At 67.3% G+C, this 14,358-nt stretch carries 15 protein-coding genes; 8 read left to right on the plus strand and 7 right to left on the minus strand.

What is annotated here, in order from left to right; all coding sequences use genetic code 11:
- Positions 1 to 32 precede the first annotated feature (32 nt).
- A complete protein-coding gene (locus FDN03_RS04890) occupies positions 33 to 674 on the plus strand; it encodes a carbonic anhydrase (RefSeq protein WP_138174641.1) in 642 nt (213 codons plus the stop codon).
- Positions 675 to 749: 75 nt separating this feature from the next.
- Here the strand turns inward: FDN03_RS04890 and FDN03_RS04895 are convergent, their stop codons facing one another.
- Positions 750 to 2,105 carry a TIGR01777 family oxidoreductase gene (locus FDN03_RS04895; RefSeq protein WP_138174643.1) on the minus strand — a complete coding sequence of 452 codons (1,356 nt, stop codon included), beginning with the start codon at positions 2,103 to 2,105 and terminating at the stop codon, positions 750 to 752.
- A 215-nt stretch (positions 2,106 to 2,320) separates the two neighbouring features.
- Here FDN03_RS04895 and FDN03_RS04900 point away from each other — a divergent pair, with 215 nt between their 5' ends.
- The 5 genes from FDN03_RS04900 to FDN03_RS04920 are packed head-to-tail and all read left to right on the plus strand — an operon-like array spanning position 2,321 to position 5,955.
- A complete protein-coding gene (locus FDN03_RS04900; protein ID WP_138174645.1) occupies positions 2,321 to 3,718 on the plus strand; it encodes an MBL fold metallo-hydrolase in 1,398 nt (465 codons plus the stop codon).
- 33 nt (positions 3,719 to 3,751) lie between these two features.
- Positions 3,752 to 4,354: a rhodanese-like domain-containing protein gene (locus FDN03_RS04905; protein WP_212743866.1), complete on the plus strand. Its 603-nt coding sequence runs from the start codon at positions 3,752 to 3,754 to the stop codon at positions 4,352 to 4,354.
- A 22-nt stretch (positions 4,355 to 4,376) separates the two neighbouring features.
- Positions 4,377 to 5,237, plus strand: coding sequence for a sulfite exporter TauE/SafE family protein (locus tag FDN03_RS04910; protein WP_249354298.1), 861 nt, complete (start codon positions 4,377 to 4,379; stop codon positions 5,235 to 5,237).
- A gap of 24 nt (positions 5,238 to 5,261) precedes the next feature.
- Positions 5,262 to 5,633 (plus strand): thioredoxin, encoded by a 372-nt coding sequence (gene trxA / locus FDN03_RS04915; protein WP_138174649.1) that lies wholly within the window; start codon positions 5,262 to 5,264, stop codon positions 5,631 to 5,633.
- A gap of 43 nt (positions 5,634 to 5,676) precedes the next feature.
- Positions 5,677 to 5,955, plus strand: a complete 279-nt coding sequence (locus tag FDN03_RS04920; RefSeq protein ID WP_054821262.1) for a metal-sensitive transcriptional regulator — start codon at positions 5,677 to 5,679, stop codon at positions 5,953 to 5,955.
- A 651-nt stretch (positions 5,956 to 6,606) separates the two neighbouring features.
- Here the strand turns inward: FDN03_RS04920 and FDN03_RS04930 are convergent.
- Entirely contained in the window at positions 6,607 to 9,438 is a 2,832-nt protein-coding gene (locus tag FDN03_RS04930; protein ID WP_138174653.1) for an FAD-binding and (Fe-S)-binding domain-containing protein, read from the minus strand.
- A gap of 129 nt (positions 9,439 to 9,567) precedes the next feature.
- On the opposite strand from FDN03_RS04930, the gene FDN03_RS04935 reads away from it, so the two are divergent.
- Positions 9,568 to 10,221 (plus strand): GntR family transcriptional regulator, encoded by a 654-nt coding sequence (locus FDN03_RS04935; RefSeq protein WP_138174655.1) that lies wholly within the window; start codon positions 9,568 to 9,570, stop codon positions 10,219 to 10,221.
- Here FDN03_RS04935 and FDN03_RS04940 read toward each other — a convergent pair.
- From FDN03_RS04940 to FDN03_RS04950, 3 genes are all read right to left on the minus strand, one after another.
- Positions 10,218 to 10,556, minus strand: coding sequence for a hypothetical protein (locus FDN03_RS04940; RefSeq protein ID WP_138174657.1), 339 nt, complete (start codon positions 10,554 to 10,556; stop codon positions 10,218 to 10,220). The genes FDN03_RS04935 and FDN03_RS04940 overlap by 4 nt on opposite strands.
- A gap of 326 nt (positions 10,557 to 10,882) precedes the next feature.
- Positions 10,883 to 11,314 carry an acyl-CoA thioesterase gene (locus FDN03_RS04945; protein WP_138174659.1) on the minus strand — a complete coding sequence of 144 codons (432 nt, stop codon included), beginning with the start codon at positions 11,312 to 11,314 and terminating at the stop codon, positions 10,883 to 10,885.
- 34 nt (positions 11,315 to 11,348) lie between these two features.
- Complete coding sequence (locus FDN03_RS04950) at positions 11,349 to 11,813, minus strand: pyrimidine dimer DNA glycosylase/endonuclease V (protein WP_138174661.1); 465 nt, start codon at positions 11,811 to 11,813, stop codon at positions 11,349 to 11,351.
- A 185-nt stretch (positions 11,814 to 11,998) separates the two neighbouring features.
- On the opposite strand from FDN03_RS04950, the gene FDN03_RS04955 reads away from it, so the two are divergent.
- A complete protein-coding gene (locus FDN03_RS04955) occupies positions 11,999 to 12,643 on the plus strand; it encodes an AmiS/UreI family transporter (RefSeq protein WP_138174663.1) in 645 nt (214 codons plus the stop codon).
- 24 nt (positions 12,644 to 12,667) lie between these two features.
- Here the strand turns inward: FDN03_RS04955 and FDN03_RS04960 are convergent, their stop codons facing one another.
- Complete coding sequence (locus FDN03_RS04960) at positions 12,668 to 13,081, minus strand: DUF779 domain-containing protein (protein WP_138174665.1); 414 nt, start codon at positions 13,079 to 13,081, stop codon at positions 12,668 to 12,670.
- Between the two features lie 117 nt (positions 13,082 to 13,198).
- On the minus strand, positions 13,199 to 14,227 hold the full coding sequence (adhP, locus tag FDN03_RS04965) for an alcohol dehydrogenase AdhP (protein ID WP_138174668.1): 1,029 nt from the start codon (positions 14,225 to 14,227) through the stop codon (positions 13,199 to 13,201).
- Positions 14,228 to 14,358: the final 131 nt, after the last annotated feature.

Here is a 14,358-nt window from a genome sequence, read left to right on the forward strand (position 1 = left end):
CGCGGGCATCGGGCGGGGATAAACTTTGAGGTATGTCGAATCCCGCACAGCATGCCATGACCCCCACCGAAGCGTGGAAGAAGCTCACCGAAGGAAACCAGCGGTTCATCAAGGGCCACACCGAACACCCGAACCAGGACGGGGATCGACGTCAATCCCTGGTCGGCGGGCAGGAGCCGTTCGCCGTGATCTTCGGCTGCTCGGACTCGCGCCTGGCCGCCGAGATCATCTTCGACGTCGGTCTGGGGGACGTCTTCGTGGTGCGCACCGCCGGCCACGTCATCGACTCGGCGAGCCTGGGCTCGCTGGAGTTCGCCGTGGACATCCTGAACATCCCGCTAATCGTGATCCTGGGCCATGACAGCTGCGGCGCGGTCACCAGCGCGATTGACTCCAAGCGCAGCGGCACCCTACCCAAGGGGTTCATCCGCGATTTGGTCGAGCACATCACCCCGTCGGTCTTCGCGGCCGAGCGCAAGGGGCTGAGCGATGTGAACTCCACCGTGGTGGAACACGTGCGGGAGACCTCCGAGCGGCTCGTGGACCGTTCACGCATCATCGCCGACGCCATCGATGAGGGACGCACCGCCGTTGTGGGCGTCACCTACCACCTGGCCGATGGAGAGGCGCAGGCGGTATCCCGCTTCGGCCTGCAGGCCCCGGTGCTGGACTAATCCTGTGAACCCCGGCTTCCCGATAGTACGGGCAGCCGGGGTCCTTTTGCCGGTGTACCGGCCGGCCGCCGTATCCTACTCGGCGCGGCCCAGCGTGTGGGCCAGCAGCTGGGGCAGTTGCGCGGTACGGAAGCGGTGCCCGGCCTGCAGCAGCTTGTCCGGCACCACCCGCTGGTCGGCCATGGCCAGCAGCTGCGCGCCCTGGCGTCCGAGCACCAGGCGCGGCGCGAACTGGGGCACCGGGATCACCGCGGGGCGATGCAGCGTGGCGGCCAGGTCCGCGGAGAAACGCTCATTGCGCACCGGATGCGGGCTCACCGCATTCACCGGGCCGCTCAGCGAACGGTCCCACAGCGCGCGAAGGTAGATGTCGAGCAGGTCATCCAGGCCAATCCAGGACATCCACTGCCGCCCATGGCCCAGCCTGCCACCCAGGCCGGCCGCGTAGAGCGGGCGCAGCACCGCCAGCATCCCTCCGCCGCTGTCCAGGACAATTCCGGTGCGGACCTGCACACGGCGCATCCCCTGGCTGCTTTCTTCCTGGGCCGCGGCCTCCCAGCGGCGCACCACCTGGCTGAGAAAGTCATCCCCGCCACTGCCAGCCGCAGCCTCTTCGGTCCATTCCTGGTCCCCGCCGGCACCACCGTAGTAGCCGATCGCCGAGGCGCTGATGAAGGTCTCCACGCCGCTGTCGGCGGCCAACCGGGCAAGCCGGGCGGTCGGCTGAATGCGGCTGGACTCGACGGCGTGCCGGTGTTCCTTCGTGAAACGGCCAAAAATGCTGGCCCCGGCCAGGTGGATCACCGCATCGCACCCCGCAAGCAGCCGGGGGTCGGGGTTGGCCGGATCCCACAGGCGCTCCCCCGGCCCGGCGGGGGCCGAGCGCACCAGACGGATCACCCGATGCCCGCCGGTGGACAGCAGGGCGGCCAGGGCCTGGCCCACCAGTCCGCTGGAGCCGGTGATTGCGACCGTGCCAGAGCCCAGTCCGGCGTCGGCCGCCTGCTGGTGCGCGGCGAAGTCCCCGAGCAGCTGGCGGTGCCGGTAGGCGAGCATGCGCACGGTGGAGGAGGCCGGCATGCTGGAGTCAATCCGGTCGACCACCCGCGTGTGCCCGTTACCGACCGGTTCAAAAAGGTGTTCGTGGCGCCAGTGCAGCACCCTGGTGGGCAGGGACCGCCACCCTTGGGGGTCCAGTTCGTCGACAAAGCGCCGGCCCGGAATGTACTGCCGCGGCTGATGCCGGGCCACCCACTGCACTCCGGCCGGAAGCCGCAGCAGCGCGGTGCCGTCACGCAGTGATCGGGCTTCTTGTTCCACCTTCAGCGGCAGCCAGGGCGGCAGCAGGCGGCGCACCGCGCCAGGCCGGGAGAACCAGGCCACCACCTCATCGATGGGCTGGGGCACTTGCACGGCGCGTTCAATGCTCATGGCCCAACCCTAGCGGAGAACCAGGCGGCCCGGGCGGTCTCCTGCCGCGGCGCTCAGGGCAGGATATGCCGCAAATTTGCGGGCTGTGGGCCAGCGAAAAGTTCCAGCTTGTTTTCGCAGGCCGCCTACCACCGATCACGGGCCGACGGGCCCGCTTGACATACCCCCCGGGGTATAGCCTAGGTTGGGTGCATACCCCCACGAAAGGATGCACCATGCTTCTGGAACGCTTCTATGACGAAGATCTGGCCCAAGCCAGCTATTTCATCGGCTGCCAGGCCAAGGGCGAGGCAATCGTCGTCGATGCCCGGCGTGACATCTCCGGGTACCTGGCACTGGCCGCCAAGCACGGAATGCGCATCGTCGCGGTGACCGAAACCCACATCCACGCCGACTACCTCTCCGGCACCCGCGAGCTGGCTGCCGCCACCGGGGCCGCCACCTACGTCTCGGGCGAGGGCGGAGCCGACTGGCAATACGGTTTCCAGGCCGAGCGCCTAATGGACAAGGACACCATCACACTGGGCAACATCACCGTGACCGCGCGCCACACCCCCGGCCACACCCCGGAGCACCTTTCGTTCCTCATCACCGACGGCGCCTTCAGCGACCAGCCCGGCTACATGCTCTCCGGCGATTTCATCTTCGCCGGTGATCTGGGCCGCCCGGACCTGCTGGACGCGGCGGCCGGCGGCGTGGACACCCGCTTCGCCGGGGCCAGGGACCTGTTCGCCTCGCTGCGCGACGTCTTTCTGAAGTTGCCGGACCACATCCAGGTCTACCCGGGCCACGGTTCGGGCAGTGCCTGCGGCAAGGCGCTGGGCGCCGTTCCCTCCACCACCGTGGGCTACGAGCGCAACTTCGCCTGGTGGGGCCGCTACCTGGCCAATAACGACGAAGAGGGCTTCATCGCCGAGCTGCTCGACGGACAGCCCGACGCCCACGCCTACTTCGCCCGGATGAAGCGCCAGAACCGCGACGGCGCCAAGGTGCTGGGCACCTTGCCGGAGTTGGTTGAGTTCACCGCACAGCAGATCATCGAGAAGACCTCCGCGAAAGAGGCGGTCTTCGTGGACACCCGCGGACATGTGGCGGTAGCCGAGGGCACCGTCGCCGGCGCCCTGGCCATCCCGGCCATTTCCAAGATGGCGAGCTTCGGCGCCTGGGCCTTCGACCCGCAAGCCGACGACCGCCAGCTGATCCTGTTCGCCGAGAACCTGGAGTCGGCCGAGGAAATGCGCGACCACCTGATGCGTGTGGGCATCGATGCGGTGTCCGGCTACGCCACCAGCCTTCGGGGCCTGCCGGCTTTTACCCCGCCACGCGTGGACCCGACGGAGCTGGAGGACTTCGATCACGCCCTGCTCCTCGACGTCCGCGGCCGGGGCGAGTTCAACGCCGGAGCCATCCCGGACGCGAAGCACATCTCCGGCGGCCGCGCCCTGTGGGCCCTGGACGAACTTCCGACCGACGGCAAGATCGTCACCTATTGCCAAAGTGGCCTGCGCAACTCGATCGTTGCCAGCGCCCTGCGCGATGCCGGGTACGACGTGGTCGAACTGACCGGCAGCTACGCCGGCTGGGCTGCCGCCATGAACAAGACCAACGCCTAATCCAACCCCACGAAGAAGGACACCCCCTCAAGCATGAGCACCCCCATTGATGTCATGGACGCAGCGGCCCTAAAAAAGCTGCTGGCGTCCGACGAATCCGGCGTAGCAGTCCTGGATGTGCGCACCCCCGCGGAGTTTGAATCCGTGCATATCCCGGGCTCCTACAACCTGCCGCTGGAGCTGGTCGCGGAGCACGCCCACGACGTGACCCGCAAGCTGGGCAAGCAGATTGTGCTGGTTTGCCAGTCCGGTGTCCGCGCCGGCCAGGCGCAGCAGAGGCTGGTCGACATCCACATCGAAGCCGGCAGCGTGCTCGAAGGCGGCATCGCGGCCTATGAGAAGTCCGGCGGCACCGTGGTGCGCGGCACCCGGCGCTGGGCCATGGACCGCCAGGTCCGCATGAGCGCAGGCTCGCTGGTGCTGCTGGGCTTCGTCGCCTCGAAGCTGATCCACCCGAAGCTGGGCTACCTCTCGGCGGCGATCGGCGCGGGCCTGACCTATTCCGCGGCCAGCAATTCCTGCGCGATGGCCAGCCTGCTGTCCAAGATGCCGTGGAACCAGGCCAGCACGGCCAAAACCAACCCCCTGGCCCAGATCCCCAGCGCCGGGCAGCTGCTGAACCCGAACGGCAAGTAGGGGCAAGGACGTGGAGCCATTGGTGATTCTGGTCCTGGCCTTGCCGATCGTCGTCGGCCTGACCCTGGGTCTGCTGGGTGGCGGTGGTTCCATCCTGATGGTTCCACTGCTCACCTACGTCGCGGGCATGGACGCCAAGGAAGCGATCACCACCTCGCTGTTCGTGGTGGGCGTGACCTCGTTGGCCAGCCTGCCGCCCCACGCGCGGGCACGCCACGTTCGCTGGGTCCCCGGCCTGGTCTTCGCCGCAGCGAGCATGAGCGGCGCGTTCCTCGGCGGCCTGGCCAGCGCGGCCATTCCCGCCACGGTGCTGATGGTGGCCTTCGCCATCATCATGCTGGCCAGTGCGCGGAACATGATCCGCGGACGGAAGAAGGCCGCCGGCGCCGAAGCCAAGGGCCGTTCTGTGCTGCTGTACATTCCCGTCGGCCTGGTCACCGGCCTGGTCACCGGCCTGGTGGGTGCCGGCGGTGGCTTCCTCATCGTCCCGGCCCTGGTGCTGCTGGCAGGCTTGCAGATGAAGCATGCGGTCGGCACTTCCCTGCTGGTGATCGCCCTGAACTCGGCATCCGGGATGCTGGGGCACCTGAACTCCACCGCGGTCAACTGGCCGCTGACCCTGCTCATCACGGCAGCAGCGATCATTGGCTCCCTGATTGGAGCGCGACTGGCTTCGAAGGTGCCGGAGCAGAGACTGCGCCGCGGGTTCGGATACTTCGTGCTGGCCATGGGCGTCTTCGTCCTGGCACAGGAACTGCCGCACCCGGCAGGCGCCATCCTTGCCGCTGCCATGGCCCTGCTCACCCTCGCCTGGGTGCTCTGCACCAAAATCCCGCCCCTCTCCGCCATATGCCCCTGGCGCAATGCCCGGACGGCGCAGTAACCGCCAACAACCAAAGGAGCATCAATGAAACCGCTAGAATTGACCGAAACGAACTTCGCTGAAACCGTCAAGTCCTCTGCCATGCTGCTGGTCGACTTCTGGGCAGCCTGGTGCGGCCCGTGCCGCAACTTCGCACCCGTCTTCGACACCGCCGCAGGATTGCACCAGGAGGTGACCTTCGGCAAGGTGAACACCGAGACGCAGCAGAACTTGGCGGCCGCCGCCCAGATCACCTCCATTCCCACGCTGATGGCGTTCAAGGACGGCGTGCTGGTTTATTCCCAGCCCGGTGCGCTGGACTCCCGCGGCCTGGAGGAACTGATTGCCTCGCTGAAGAACCTGGACATGGAAGCCGTGCACGCCCAGATGGCGGCCGCGGGGAAGTCCCAACAGTAATCCGGGGGGTGCACCCCATGGTCTTTTCGAATAGGAGCACATCATTCGCAACGCAGATGAAGCCACACGCAAACGCATCCTCAACCGCCTGAAGCGGGCCCGCGGCCAGCTTGATGCAGTGATCAACTCGGTTGAAAACGACGGCAAGTGCCGCGACGTGGTCACCCAGCTCTCTGCCGTGTCCACCGCCCTGGACCGCGCCGGATTCGCCATCGTGGCCACGGCCATGCAGCACTGCCTTATCGATCCCGAAAAGACCGCCGAAGCGGAAGACGGCTTGACCGTCGAAGAGTTGGAGAAGCTCTTCCTCTCACTTTCCTAGATTTACGGCTTACGAGCCAGAGAAGGAGGCACCTCATGTGCCGACAGGTTTCCTGCAAAAAATGTGGCAAGACCACCTGGGCCGGCTGCGGCCAGCACGTTGACTCGGTTATGCGCGGCGTCCCCGCCAAGGACCGCTGTCAAGGCCACGAGAACGAGCCGGGCAAGGGCTTCTTTAGCCGGCTCTTTGGACGCTAGAGCCGGGAGCGGTTAACACGGGCCCCTGGAAGCAGTTGTGCACGAAACTGCAGCTGCGTTGCGGGAATCCGGGTTGTACACCCCGATTCCCGCAAGACATGAAGTCCACTTTCTTCTGATCTCCCGGTAGCCACCGCCTGATAAGGACGCAAGGCGGTGCATCATAAGGCATATGGGGCCACCGGATCGCTCGTCTGCCAGGCACGAAATGTACCGGCGGAAGCGCTTTGGGGTACGACCGCCAGCACTTTGGACTGGCGGCTGCCCCACGAGCCGGTACCAAGTATCACGTGGCCGCCGTGCTGGCCTGTGCGAGTGCTAGGACAACGATGGATTCGCGCGCTCAAGCACCCACACGGGGCGGACCCCGGGGAAATCCTGCATCCCCCACGCTTCGCGTGTGAGATCAATCCACCCAGTGCAAAGGGAGTTTGCCTCACCGCCTCTTCAGGCTTCAGGCAGTAGCCGCGGCCAGCAGCTCCAACACGTGCTGGTAGTCCTTGCCGGTGGCCCGGCTCATTCCCAATTCGCAGGTGCGGTTGCAGGAAGCATGCGCCTGGCTGTCCAGCTGGCGCACCTGTTCGGCCTGCACAGCGGTGGCCGAGGCGGTCAGCTCCGGATGCAGCATGCCCCGGTCCCCGGCAAAGCCACAACATCCCCAGTCCTGGGGCACCTGCACGGTGTGGGCAACCGCCTGGGCAATCTGCACCAGCTGGTCGTTCAGCCCCATCTGGGTGGAGGAGCAGGTGGGGTGCAGGGTCAGCGACTGGATTTTCTGCCCCGCCGGCAACCGGTGCAGCAGGTGCTCGGCGGTGAAGCCGAGCACGTCGATGACCTGGAATCCGGCCTGGCCCAGGATGTGCTCAAACCCCTCGGTGCAGCTGCTCGCGTCGGAGATCACCGGCAGCCTGCCGCCGGCAGGCTGGGCGGCACGCACCCGGTGCAGGACGCGGGCCTCCATCACCTCATGACCCTGCGCATAGCCCTTGGAGGTCCAGGGTGTGGCACAGCACATGGATTCGATGCCCTCGGGCACCAGCACCGCGACCCCGGCCCGGCGCAGCAGCTGTTCGAACGCGGCTCCCACCCCCGGTCCATCCCCGCAGGAGCCGAACATGGAGTTGACGCAGGCGGGCAGGTAGAGCGCTACCGGCTCGGCATCGGGGGCACCGAGCCGTCCGGTCAACGGTTTGCGGGCGGCCCCGCCAGCCGGCAGGTCCGCGTCATAGCGCGGCATGACATCATCCCCAAGGACCTTGCGCGCCACCTCGGTGGTGCCGCGCACCAGCGGCGCCGGCAGCTTGTCCGCCACGCTCAGGGCGACCGACCCGGCCCGGGTGGCGGCGCCCCAGCCCCTGGCGGCGGCCTTGAAGCCGGCGGCCAGCACCGGGTTCGCGGTTTCGCGCCGTAGCCGCTTGACCAGCAGCCCGGTGTTGATCTGCACCGGGCAGGCGGTGACGCACATGCCGTCCACGGCGCAGGTGTCCACCGAGTCATAGCCCTGCTCGCGCTCCAGTTCCCGGGCCAGCTCGTGGTTTCCCTCGGCCTGCGCCTTGGCGATGGCCCGGCGCACCACGATGCGCTGGCGCGGGGTGAGGGTCAGGTCCTTGGAGGGGCACACCGGCTCGCAGTAGCCGCATTCCACGCAGCGGTCCGCCTCAACTTCGATGGTCTCGTTCAGTTTGATGTTGCGCATGTGCGCCGCGTGGTCCTCATCGATGATGACCCCGGGGTTGAGCATGTTGCGCGGGTCGGCGGCAGCCTTCAGCTCGCACATCACCGAATAGAGTTCATCCCCGTACTGGCGGCGGACGAAGGGGGCCATGGCCCGCCCGGTGCCGTGTTCGGCCTTCAGGTTCCCGCCCTTGTCCAGGATCAACTGCACCATCTGTTCGTTGAAAGCGTTGTACCGCTTCAGGGCGGTGTCGCCTTCAAAGCGGTCGGTGAGCATGAAGTGGATGTTTCCGTCCTTGGCATGGCCGAAGATCACCGAGTCGGCGTACCCGTAGGAGCCGAACAGTTCCTGCAGGTTTTGGCAGGTGTCGGCCAGCTCGGCGACGGGTACCGCCACGTCCTCCAGCAGCGCGGTGGTTCCCGAAGCCCGGGCGCCGGCCACCGAGGCGTATAGCCCCTTGCGGAATTTCCAGGCGGCCTGCCGGGTGGCGGCGTCGGCCGAGAGGCGAGCCGGGGCCCGCAGGGCGGCGGCATCCAGCAGGCGCTGCCCGGCGGCGGTGTGCGCGGCCAGCTCCTGCTCGCTGTCGGCATGGTATTCGACCAACAGCGCGGCCTGGTCGCTGACCTCGAATCCGAGGATGGCCTCGGGCACCCCGGGAAGGCCCTGCCCCACCCGCAGTGAGGTGCTGTCCATCAGCTCCAGGGTTGCGGCCCCGGACTCCACCAGCTCGGGAAGCGCCCGGGTGGCCTGGTCAAGGTTGTCGAAGACGGCCAGGGTGGCCACGGCAAGCTTGCGGATGGGGATGGTGCGGAACACGGCCTCGGCCACGAACGCCAAGGTGCCCTCGGAGCCGATGATCAGGTGGGCCATCAGCTGCGCGGGCGAGTCGAAGTCCAAAAAGGCGTTGATGCCGTAACCCATGGTGTTTTTCAGCCCGAAGTGCTTTTCAATCAGTGCCACCGAGGCCCGGTTGCCGCGCACCCGTTCACGCAGGCGCTGCAGGGTGGCCACCAGGTGCGGTTCGGCGGCGGCAAACTGGGCATCCGCGTCGGGGGCGGCGGTATCGATCATGGTCCCGCTGGGCAGCACGAAGACCATGGACTCCAGGGTGCGGTAGGTGTTGAACTCGGTGCCGCAGGCCATGCCGGAGGAGTTGTTGGCAATCACCCCGCCCACCGTGCAGGCCGCCTCGCTGGCCGGATCCGGGCCCAGCTTGTAGCCGTGGCGGGCCAGGCGCGCATTGACCTGGCGGATGGTGGCCCCGGGCTGCACCCGCACCCGCCGGCCCCCGTCCAGCACGGTGATCTGGCGGAAGTTCTTGCGCACGTCCACCAGCAGCCCCTCCCCACTGGCCTGCCCGGCCAGGGAGGTGCCGCCCGAACGCAGGGTGACCGGCTGATGGTTGCGTGCCGCGGCGGCCAGCAGCCCGCTGACTTCCTTGGCGTCGGCGGCGATGACCACCGCCTGGGGGGTGAACAGGTAGTGCGAGGCATCAGAGGCGTAGGCGACCCGGTCAATGGAGCGGGTGCGCACCCGCGACGCGTCGGTGACGACGTTCAATACTTCCGGCGCAACGGTGCTCTCACCCAATGCTGGCGTGCTCACGGCCATGGTGTGCTCCTGTCATCTGGGGATCCAGACTACCCAAATAAGAAAATTGTCTAACAAGTACACATGCCATGGTAGACCCTTGCATGCGATACTTGAACCGTCCAGGCACCAAGGCGGAAAGGAGCGCAGGTGGCGCGCTTGCAAGTGGTCTCCGTGGTTCAGGCGATCATCCGTGACCTGCGGGAGCGAATCTTCAGCGGGGAACTGGCTCCGGGAACACCGCTGCGTGAAACCGAGCTGGCCGCGCGCTATGAGGTGGCCCGTCCCACCGCGAAGGCGGCCCTGGAAAACCTGGTGGCCAGCGGCCTGCTCAGCCGCAACGCCCACCAAACCGCGCGGGTGCGGGTGCTGAACGCCGATGATGCGCGGGACATTTACCGAACCCGGGGAATCATCGAGGCCGAGGCGGTGCGCCTGCTGGCCCTCGAACGCCGTGTGCCGCAGGCCGCCCTGCAGGCCAACGCGGAGATCACCGCCCTGCGCGGCGCCTCGCCCATCGACATCGTCGACCCCGACGTGCGGTTTCATGCCGCACTGGTCGACGCCCTGGAGTCGCCGCGCACCAGCACCATCTACAGCCAGCTCACCGATGAGATCCGGCTGTGCATGAGTCATGTCCAGGACGCGACGCTGCTGTCCACCGAACGCATTGCGGGCGAGCATGCGCAGCTGCTCGAGCTGATCTCGCGGGGCGAGAGCCACGCGGCCGCCGAGGTGCTGGCCGCGCACCTGGCCAATGCCAGCACCCGGCTGGCCGGACACCTGGCGGTCCTGGCCAGCTAAAGCCGCACGTAGGCGGCGCCGGCGAACTGCTCCTGCGCGATCGCGATCGGGGCGGCCGGGACCACCTGGATTCCCGCGGGGAGCTGGGCGGCATCGATCCCCCGGTTGGCCAGGCCCACCGCGCACACCCCCACCGTCGTTTCCGGCGGCAGGCGATCCGGGCGCAGTCCGGTGGCCGCGTCCAGCGCCTGGCCATTGATGATGATGCGCACCCGGACCCCCTCAAATGCCTCGCCCAGCCGGCGGGCCGAATCGATCGCCCGCTGCACGTCCTGCACCTTGTCCGAGGCGTGCAGGACAACTGTCCGTGCCTGCCCCGTGCGCTGTTCACTCATTGCCGTTTCCCTTCTGCCGCAAGGCGCCGCCAGCTGCCCTCCGCCGCCAACGTTCACCGTTTCCTGGTGCCATCATAGAACCGGCCTTGACCGGCCGCGCTGTTTGCCGGCCTGATCCGGGAAGGGCCGCCGAAGCGCGGGATGCGCAGGCCCGCGAGGAACTGGGAAAGCCCTTCCTCCCGCTTTCCCGGCGGCCACGGCCAGCGAGGGGCAGCCCGGAGTGCGGCCAAACAGCCTGCCACGCGGGCGGCCAGCACGCTGATGCGCCCACGGGTTGGACACCCTTCCCCGGGCGCCGCAAGGGGAAGGCACCGGCGGCGCGGACGCTATGCGTTGCCGACGCTGAGCATCTGGTCCTGCAGCCATTGGCGTTCGGCAGGGGTGGGCAGGCGTGAGGACACGCCATCGGTGTCCAAGGCCACCATCACCGTGGTTCCGTCAAAGGCGACCTGGCCGTCCTGGTAACCCAGGTGCCGCAGGGCAAAGGACTTGGTGCCGATTCGGTCCACCCCCATGCGAACCGTCATGGACGGCCGGTAGTACAGCGGCTTGAGGTAGTTGATCTGCAGCGCGGCAACCACCAGCCCGTTGCCGAAGCGTTCGGCGATTCCATCACGGCGCAGCCAGCGGACCCGGGCCTCCTCCATCAACGTCACGATCCGGGCGTTGTTCACGTGGCCCAGCTTGTCCTCGTCGCTCCAACGCAACTGGATTTCAATGTCGGTCCCACCGGTGGGGAATGGTGAAGTTTGGCTCATTCCCCCATTTCAGCAACTTCCCGGCGCCGCGGCATCATCCGTTACGCGTGATGGCCGTGTCCTTCTCCCAGGGTTCCACGGATCCGGGAACCAGGTGAAACAGCGGATGCAACGGCAGCTGCTGGACCCCAAGGCGGCGCAGCGGCTCGGCACGCTGCGGGTCGCGGATCAATAGCTTGCCCAGCAGGTGCTGTCGTTCGAAGGCCGCCTGCCCGCTGGGCAGTGCCAGGGTCGGCTCCCCCGCCGCCGGGTGTGGTTCGCGGATGCGCGAGGGGTCGAAGTGGTAGCCACGGTTCGCGGCCTCATCCCACAGTCCCTGCAGGTAACGGCCGATGACCGCCAGCGGCTGGTCCACGGCCCGGAAGCGCACCAGCTGCGGGTGCGCGGTGTACCCCTTGGTTTGTCCGGCCAGGACCTTTTGCGCCAGCAGCGTTTCACGCCAGCAGGCCACCAGTCCCTTGGCGTCGAGCAGGCTTGGATGCAGGGACCATAGTCGCATGGCCACAGTCTACGCATCGAGCGCGGCGCACACCACGGCCCCGGGCCAGTGCCGCCGGTCACGTTCAAGCCCCGGGGGCGCTACAATATGTTCAACCGCTGCTCTGGCGGCCAAAATCTTCCCGGTTCGCTGCCGCGACCCGGTTGAGCCCAATTGCCCCGGCAATGCATGGCGAGGAGTGGAATATGGAACATGTGGGACTGGTATTCGTCGGTGTCATTTTGCTGGTCAACGGCCTGGCCGCGGCCGGGATTATTGGCGCGAGGTCCACTATTCCCCTAAATTTCCTGGTGGGGACCATCCAGGTGGTGCTGCCCACCATCATCCTGGCCCAAGCCGGCGGTGACCCGCAGCTGGTGTCCGGCGCGTGGCCCAGCTACCTGTTTGGCATCACCTATCTCTGGGTGGGCTACAGCCTGGTCACCGGCGCCGAAGAGCACGGCTTTGGCTGGTACTGCCTGTTCGTGGCGGCCATTGCGCTGTATCAGGCGTTGTCCCTGCTGGGCAGCGACCCGGTGTTTGCGGTGATCTGGCTCTGCTGGGCGGTGGCCTGGTTCCTGTTCTTCTGGCGCCTGTCCCTGGGCCGGGAACGGGCCGGCGAGGTGGACATCCAGCGTTTTACCGGCTGGTTCCTGGTCCTCACCGGGATTCCCAGCAGCACGGTGCCGGCCCTGTTCCTGATGCGCGGCAGCTGGACCACCCTGCCGCTGGCCGGTGGCTTGTGCCTGGCGGCCCTGGTGCTGGTCCTGCTGGTGTGCAGCCAGTTGGCGCGGCGCACGGCGGCGCCCCGCCACCCGCAGCAGCCCCTGCTGCCCTCCACGGGGCTTTAGGCCCGGTGCCCCCGCACCGCGCCGCTAGTGAGCTGGCGGTTCGATGAGCTGGCTGCGGATCAGGAACCGCTTGCCCTCCGGGGCTTCGAGCGAGAACCCCGAGCCGCGCCCGTTGACCACGTCCACGGTCAGCCTGGTGTGCTTCCAGTATTCGAACTGTTCCCTTGACATCCAAAAATCGATGTCGCCCAGCACGGTCCCGTCCTCAGCAGGCAGCGCCAGCACCCCCAGCAGGATGTCGGCGTTGCCGGTCTTGAATTCCCCGGCCGGGTAGCACATGGGAGAGGAGCCGTCACAGCAGCCGCCGGACTGGTGGAACATCAGCGGGCCGTGCAGATCCCACAGCCGGCGCAGCAGCTGCACGCACTGGGCGGTGAAGTCGACCCGGGAGAACTGCTCACCATCGATCACCGGGCGGGATTCGATAACCTGGGCCATGGTGTGTCCTTTGCTGGTTGGTGCGGCTTGGCGTCGGCGGGGAAGCCTGCGCCCGAAGTGCACGCGTGAGCGCTGACGCTGCGTTCTTCGGGCAGTGGCCGGGTCCCCAGTGTCCTACTATTGCGCCGTGTAGTCGATCACGACGCGGCCATCGATCTTCGCATGGCGCATCTCGTCGAAGACGGCGTTGATGTCCTCCAGCGGTCGGGTGTGGAAGGTCGGCTTGATCTTCCCGGCCGCATAGAATTCCAGGGCCTCAATCATGTCCTGGCGGGTGCCGACGATCGAGCCGCGGATGGTCAGTCCCTTGAGCACGATGTCGAAGATCGGGGCGGGGAAATCCCCGGCCGGCAAGCCGTTGAAGACAATGGTGCCGCCGCGGCGGGTCATCCCGATGGCCTGGCCGAAGGCAGCAGGGTGCACGGCGGTGACCAGCACCCCGTGGGTACCGCCGATCTTTTCCTGGATTACCTCCGCCGGGTCCTGCGCGAACGCGTTGACGGTCAGTTCGGCCCCGTGCTTCGTGGCCAGCGCCAGCTTCTCGTCGGCGACGTCGATGGCGACCACCCGCATGCCCATGGCCACCGCGTACTGCACCGCGATGTGCCCCAGCCCGCCAATGCCGGAGATGGCCACCCACTGTCCCGGGCGCACCCCGGTCATCTTCAGGCCCTTGTACACCGTCACGCCGGCACACAGCACCGGCGCGATTTCGTGGGGGTCCGAGCCCTGTGGGATCAGGGCGGCGAACCGTGCATCCACCAGCATGTACTGCCCGAAGCTGCCGTTCACCGAGTAGCCGCCGTTGGTCTGGGACTCGCACAGGGTTTCCCAGCCGGTCCGGCAGTATTCGCAGCTGCCGCAGGCGCTGGCCAGCCACGCGTTGCCGACCAGGTCGCCGACCTTCACCTCGGTGACGCCCGGGCCGACCTTCTCAACGGTGCCCACCCCCTCGTGACCGGGGATCAGCGGCAGCGTCGGCTTGACCGGCCAGTCCCCCTCGGCCGCGTGCAGGTCGGTGTGGCATACGCCCGAGGCGATGAGCTTCACCAGCGCCTGGCCGGGGCCCGGCTCCGGGATGGGGGCGTCCTTGACCTGGAATTCCTGGCCGAAGTCCTCGACGACGGCTGCTTTCATGGTGCTCATGGTGTTGTCCTTTGCTTGGCGTTCGAAGGCGTGCAGCGTGAGCGGGGCGGCCGCCGATGAGGCTGGCTATCGGCGGCGCTGCACCCGGTGACCCCACGCCCTCGAGGTCTGTTCAAAATGTGGAAGTGGTT

Origin of the sequence: Glutamicibacter sp. V16R2B1, assembly GCF_005774635.1 — a bacterium.
GTDB lineage: Bacteria > Actinomycetota > Actinomycetes > Actinomycetales > Micrococcaceae > Glutamicibacter > Glutamicibacter creatinolyticus.

Bases quoted from the DNA above. Each gene is read 5' to 3' on its own strand.
- FDN03_RS04890 (WP_138174641.1), top strand. From the start codon at position 33: ATGTCGAATCCCGCACAGCATGCCATGACCCCCACCGAAGCGTGGAAG.
- FDN03_RS04895 (WP_138174643.1), bottom strand. From the start codon at position 2,105: ATGAGCATTGAACGCGCCGTGCAAGTGCCCCAGCCCATCGATGAGGTG.
- FDN03_RS04900 (WP_138174645.1), top strand. From the start codon at position 2,321: ATGCTTCTGGAACGCTTCTATGACGAAGATCTGGCCCAAGCCAGCTAT.
- FDN03_RS04905 (WP_212743866.1), top strand. From the start codon at position 3,752: ATGAGCACCCCCATTGATGTCATGGACGCAGCGGCCCTAAAAAAGCTG.
- trxA (WP_138174649.1), top strand. From the start codon at position 5,262: ATGAAACCGCTAGAATTGACCGAAACGAACTTCGCTGAAACCGTCAAG.
- FDN03_RS04930 (WP_138174653.1), bottom strand. From the start codon at position 9,438: ATGGCCGTGAGCACGCCAGCATTGGGTGAGAGCACCGTTGCGCCGGAA.
- FDN03_RS04940 (WP_138174657.1), bottom strand. From the start codon at position 10,556: ATGAGTGAACAGCGCACGGGGCAGGCACGGACAGTTGTCCTGCACGCC.
- FDN03_RS04945 (WP_138174659.1), bottom strand. From the start codon at position 11,314: ATGAGCCAAACTTCACCATTCCCCACCGGTGGGACCGACATTGAAATC.
- FDN03_RS04950 (WP_138174661.1), bottom strand. From the start codon at position 11,813: ATGCGACTATGGTCCCTGCATCCAAGCCTGCTCGACGCCAAGGGACTG.
- FDN03_RS04955 (WP_138174663.1), top strand. From the start codon at position 11,999: ATGGAACATGTGGGACTGGTATTCGTCGGTGTCATTTTGCTGGTCAAC.
- FDN03_RS04960 (WP_138174665.1), bottom strand. From the start codon at position 13,081: ATGGCCCAGGTTATCGAATCCCGCCCGGTGATCGATGGTGAGCAGTTC.
- adhP (WP_138174668.1), bottom strand. From the start codon at position 14,227: ATGAGCACCATGAAAGCAGCCGTCGTCGAGGACTTCGGCCAGGAATTC.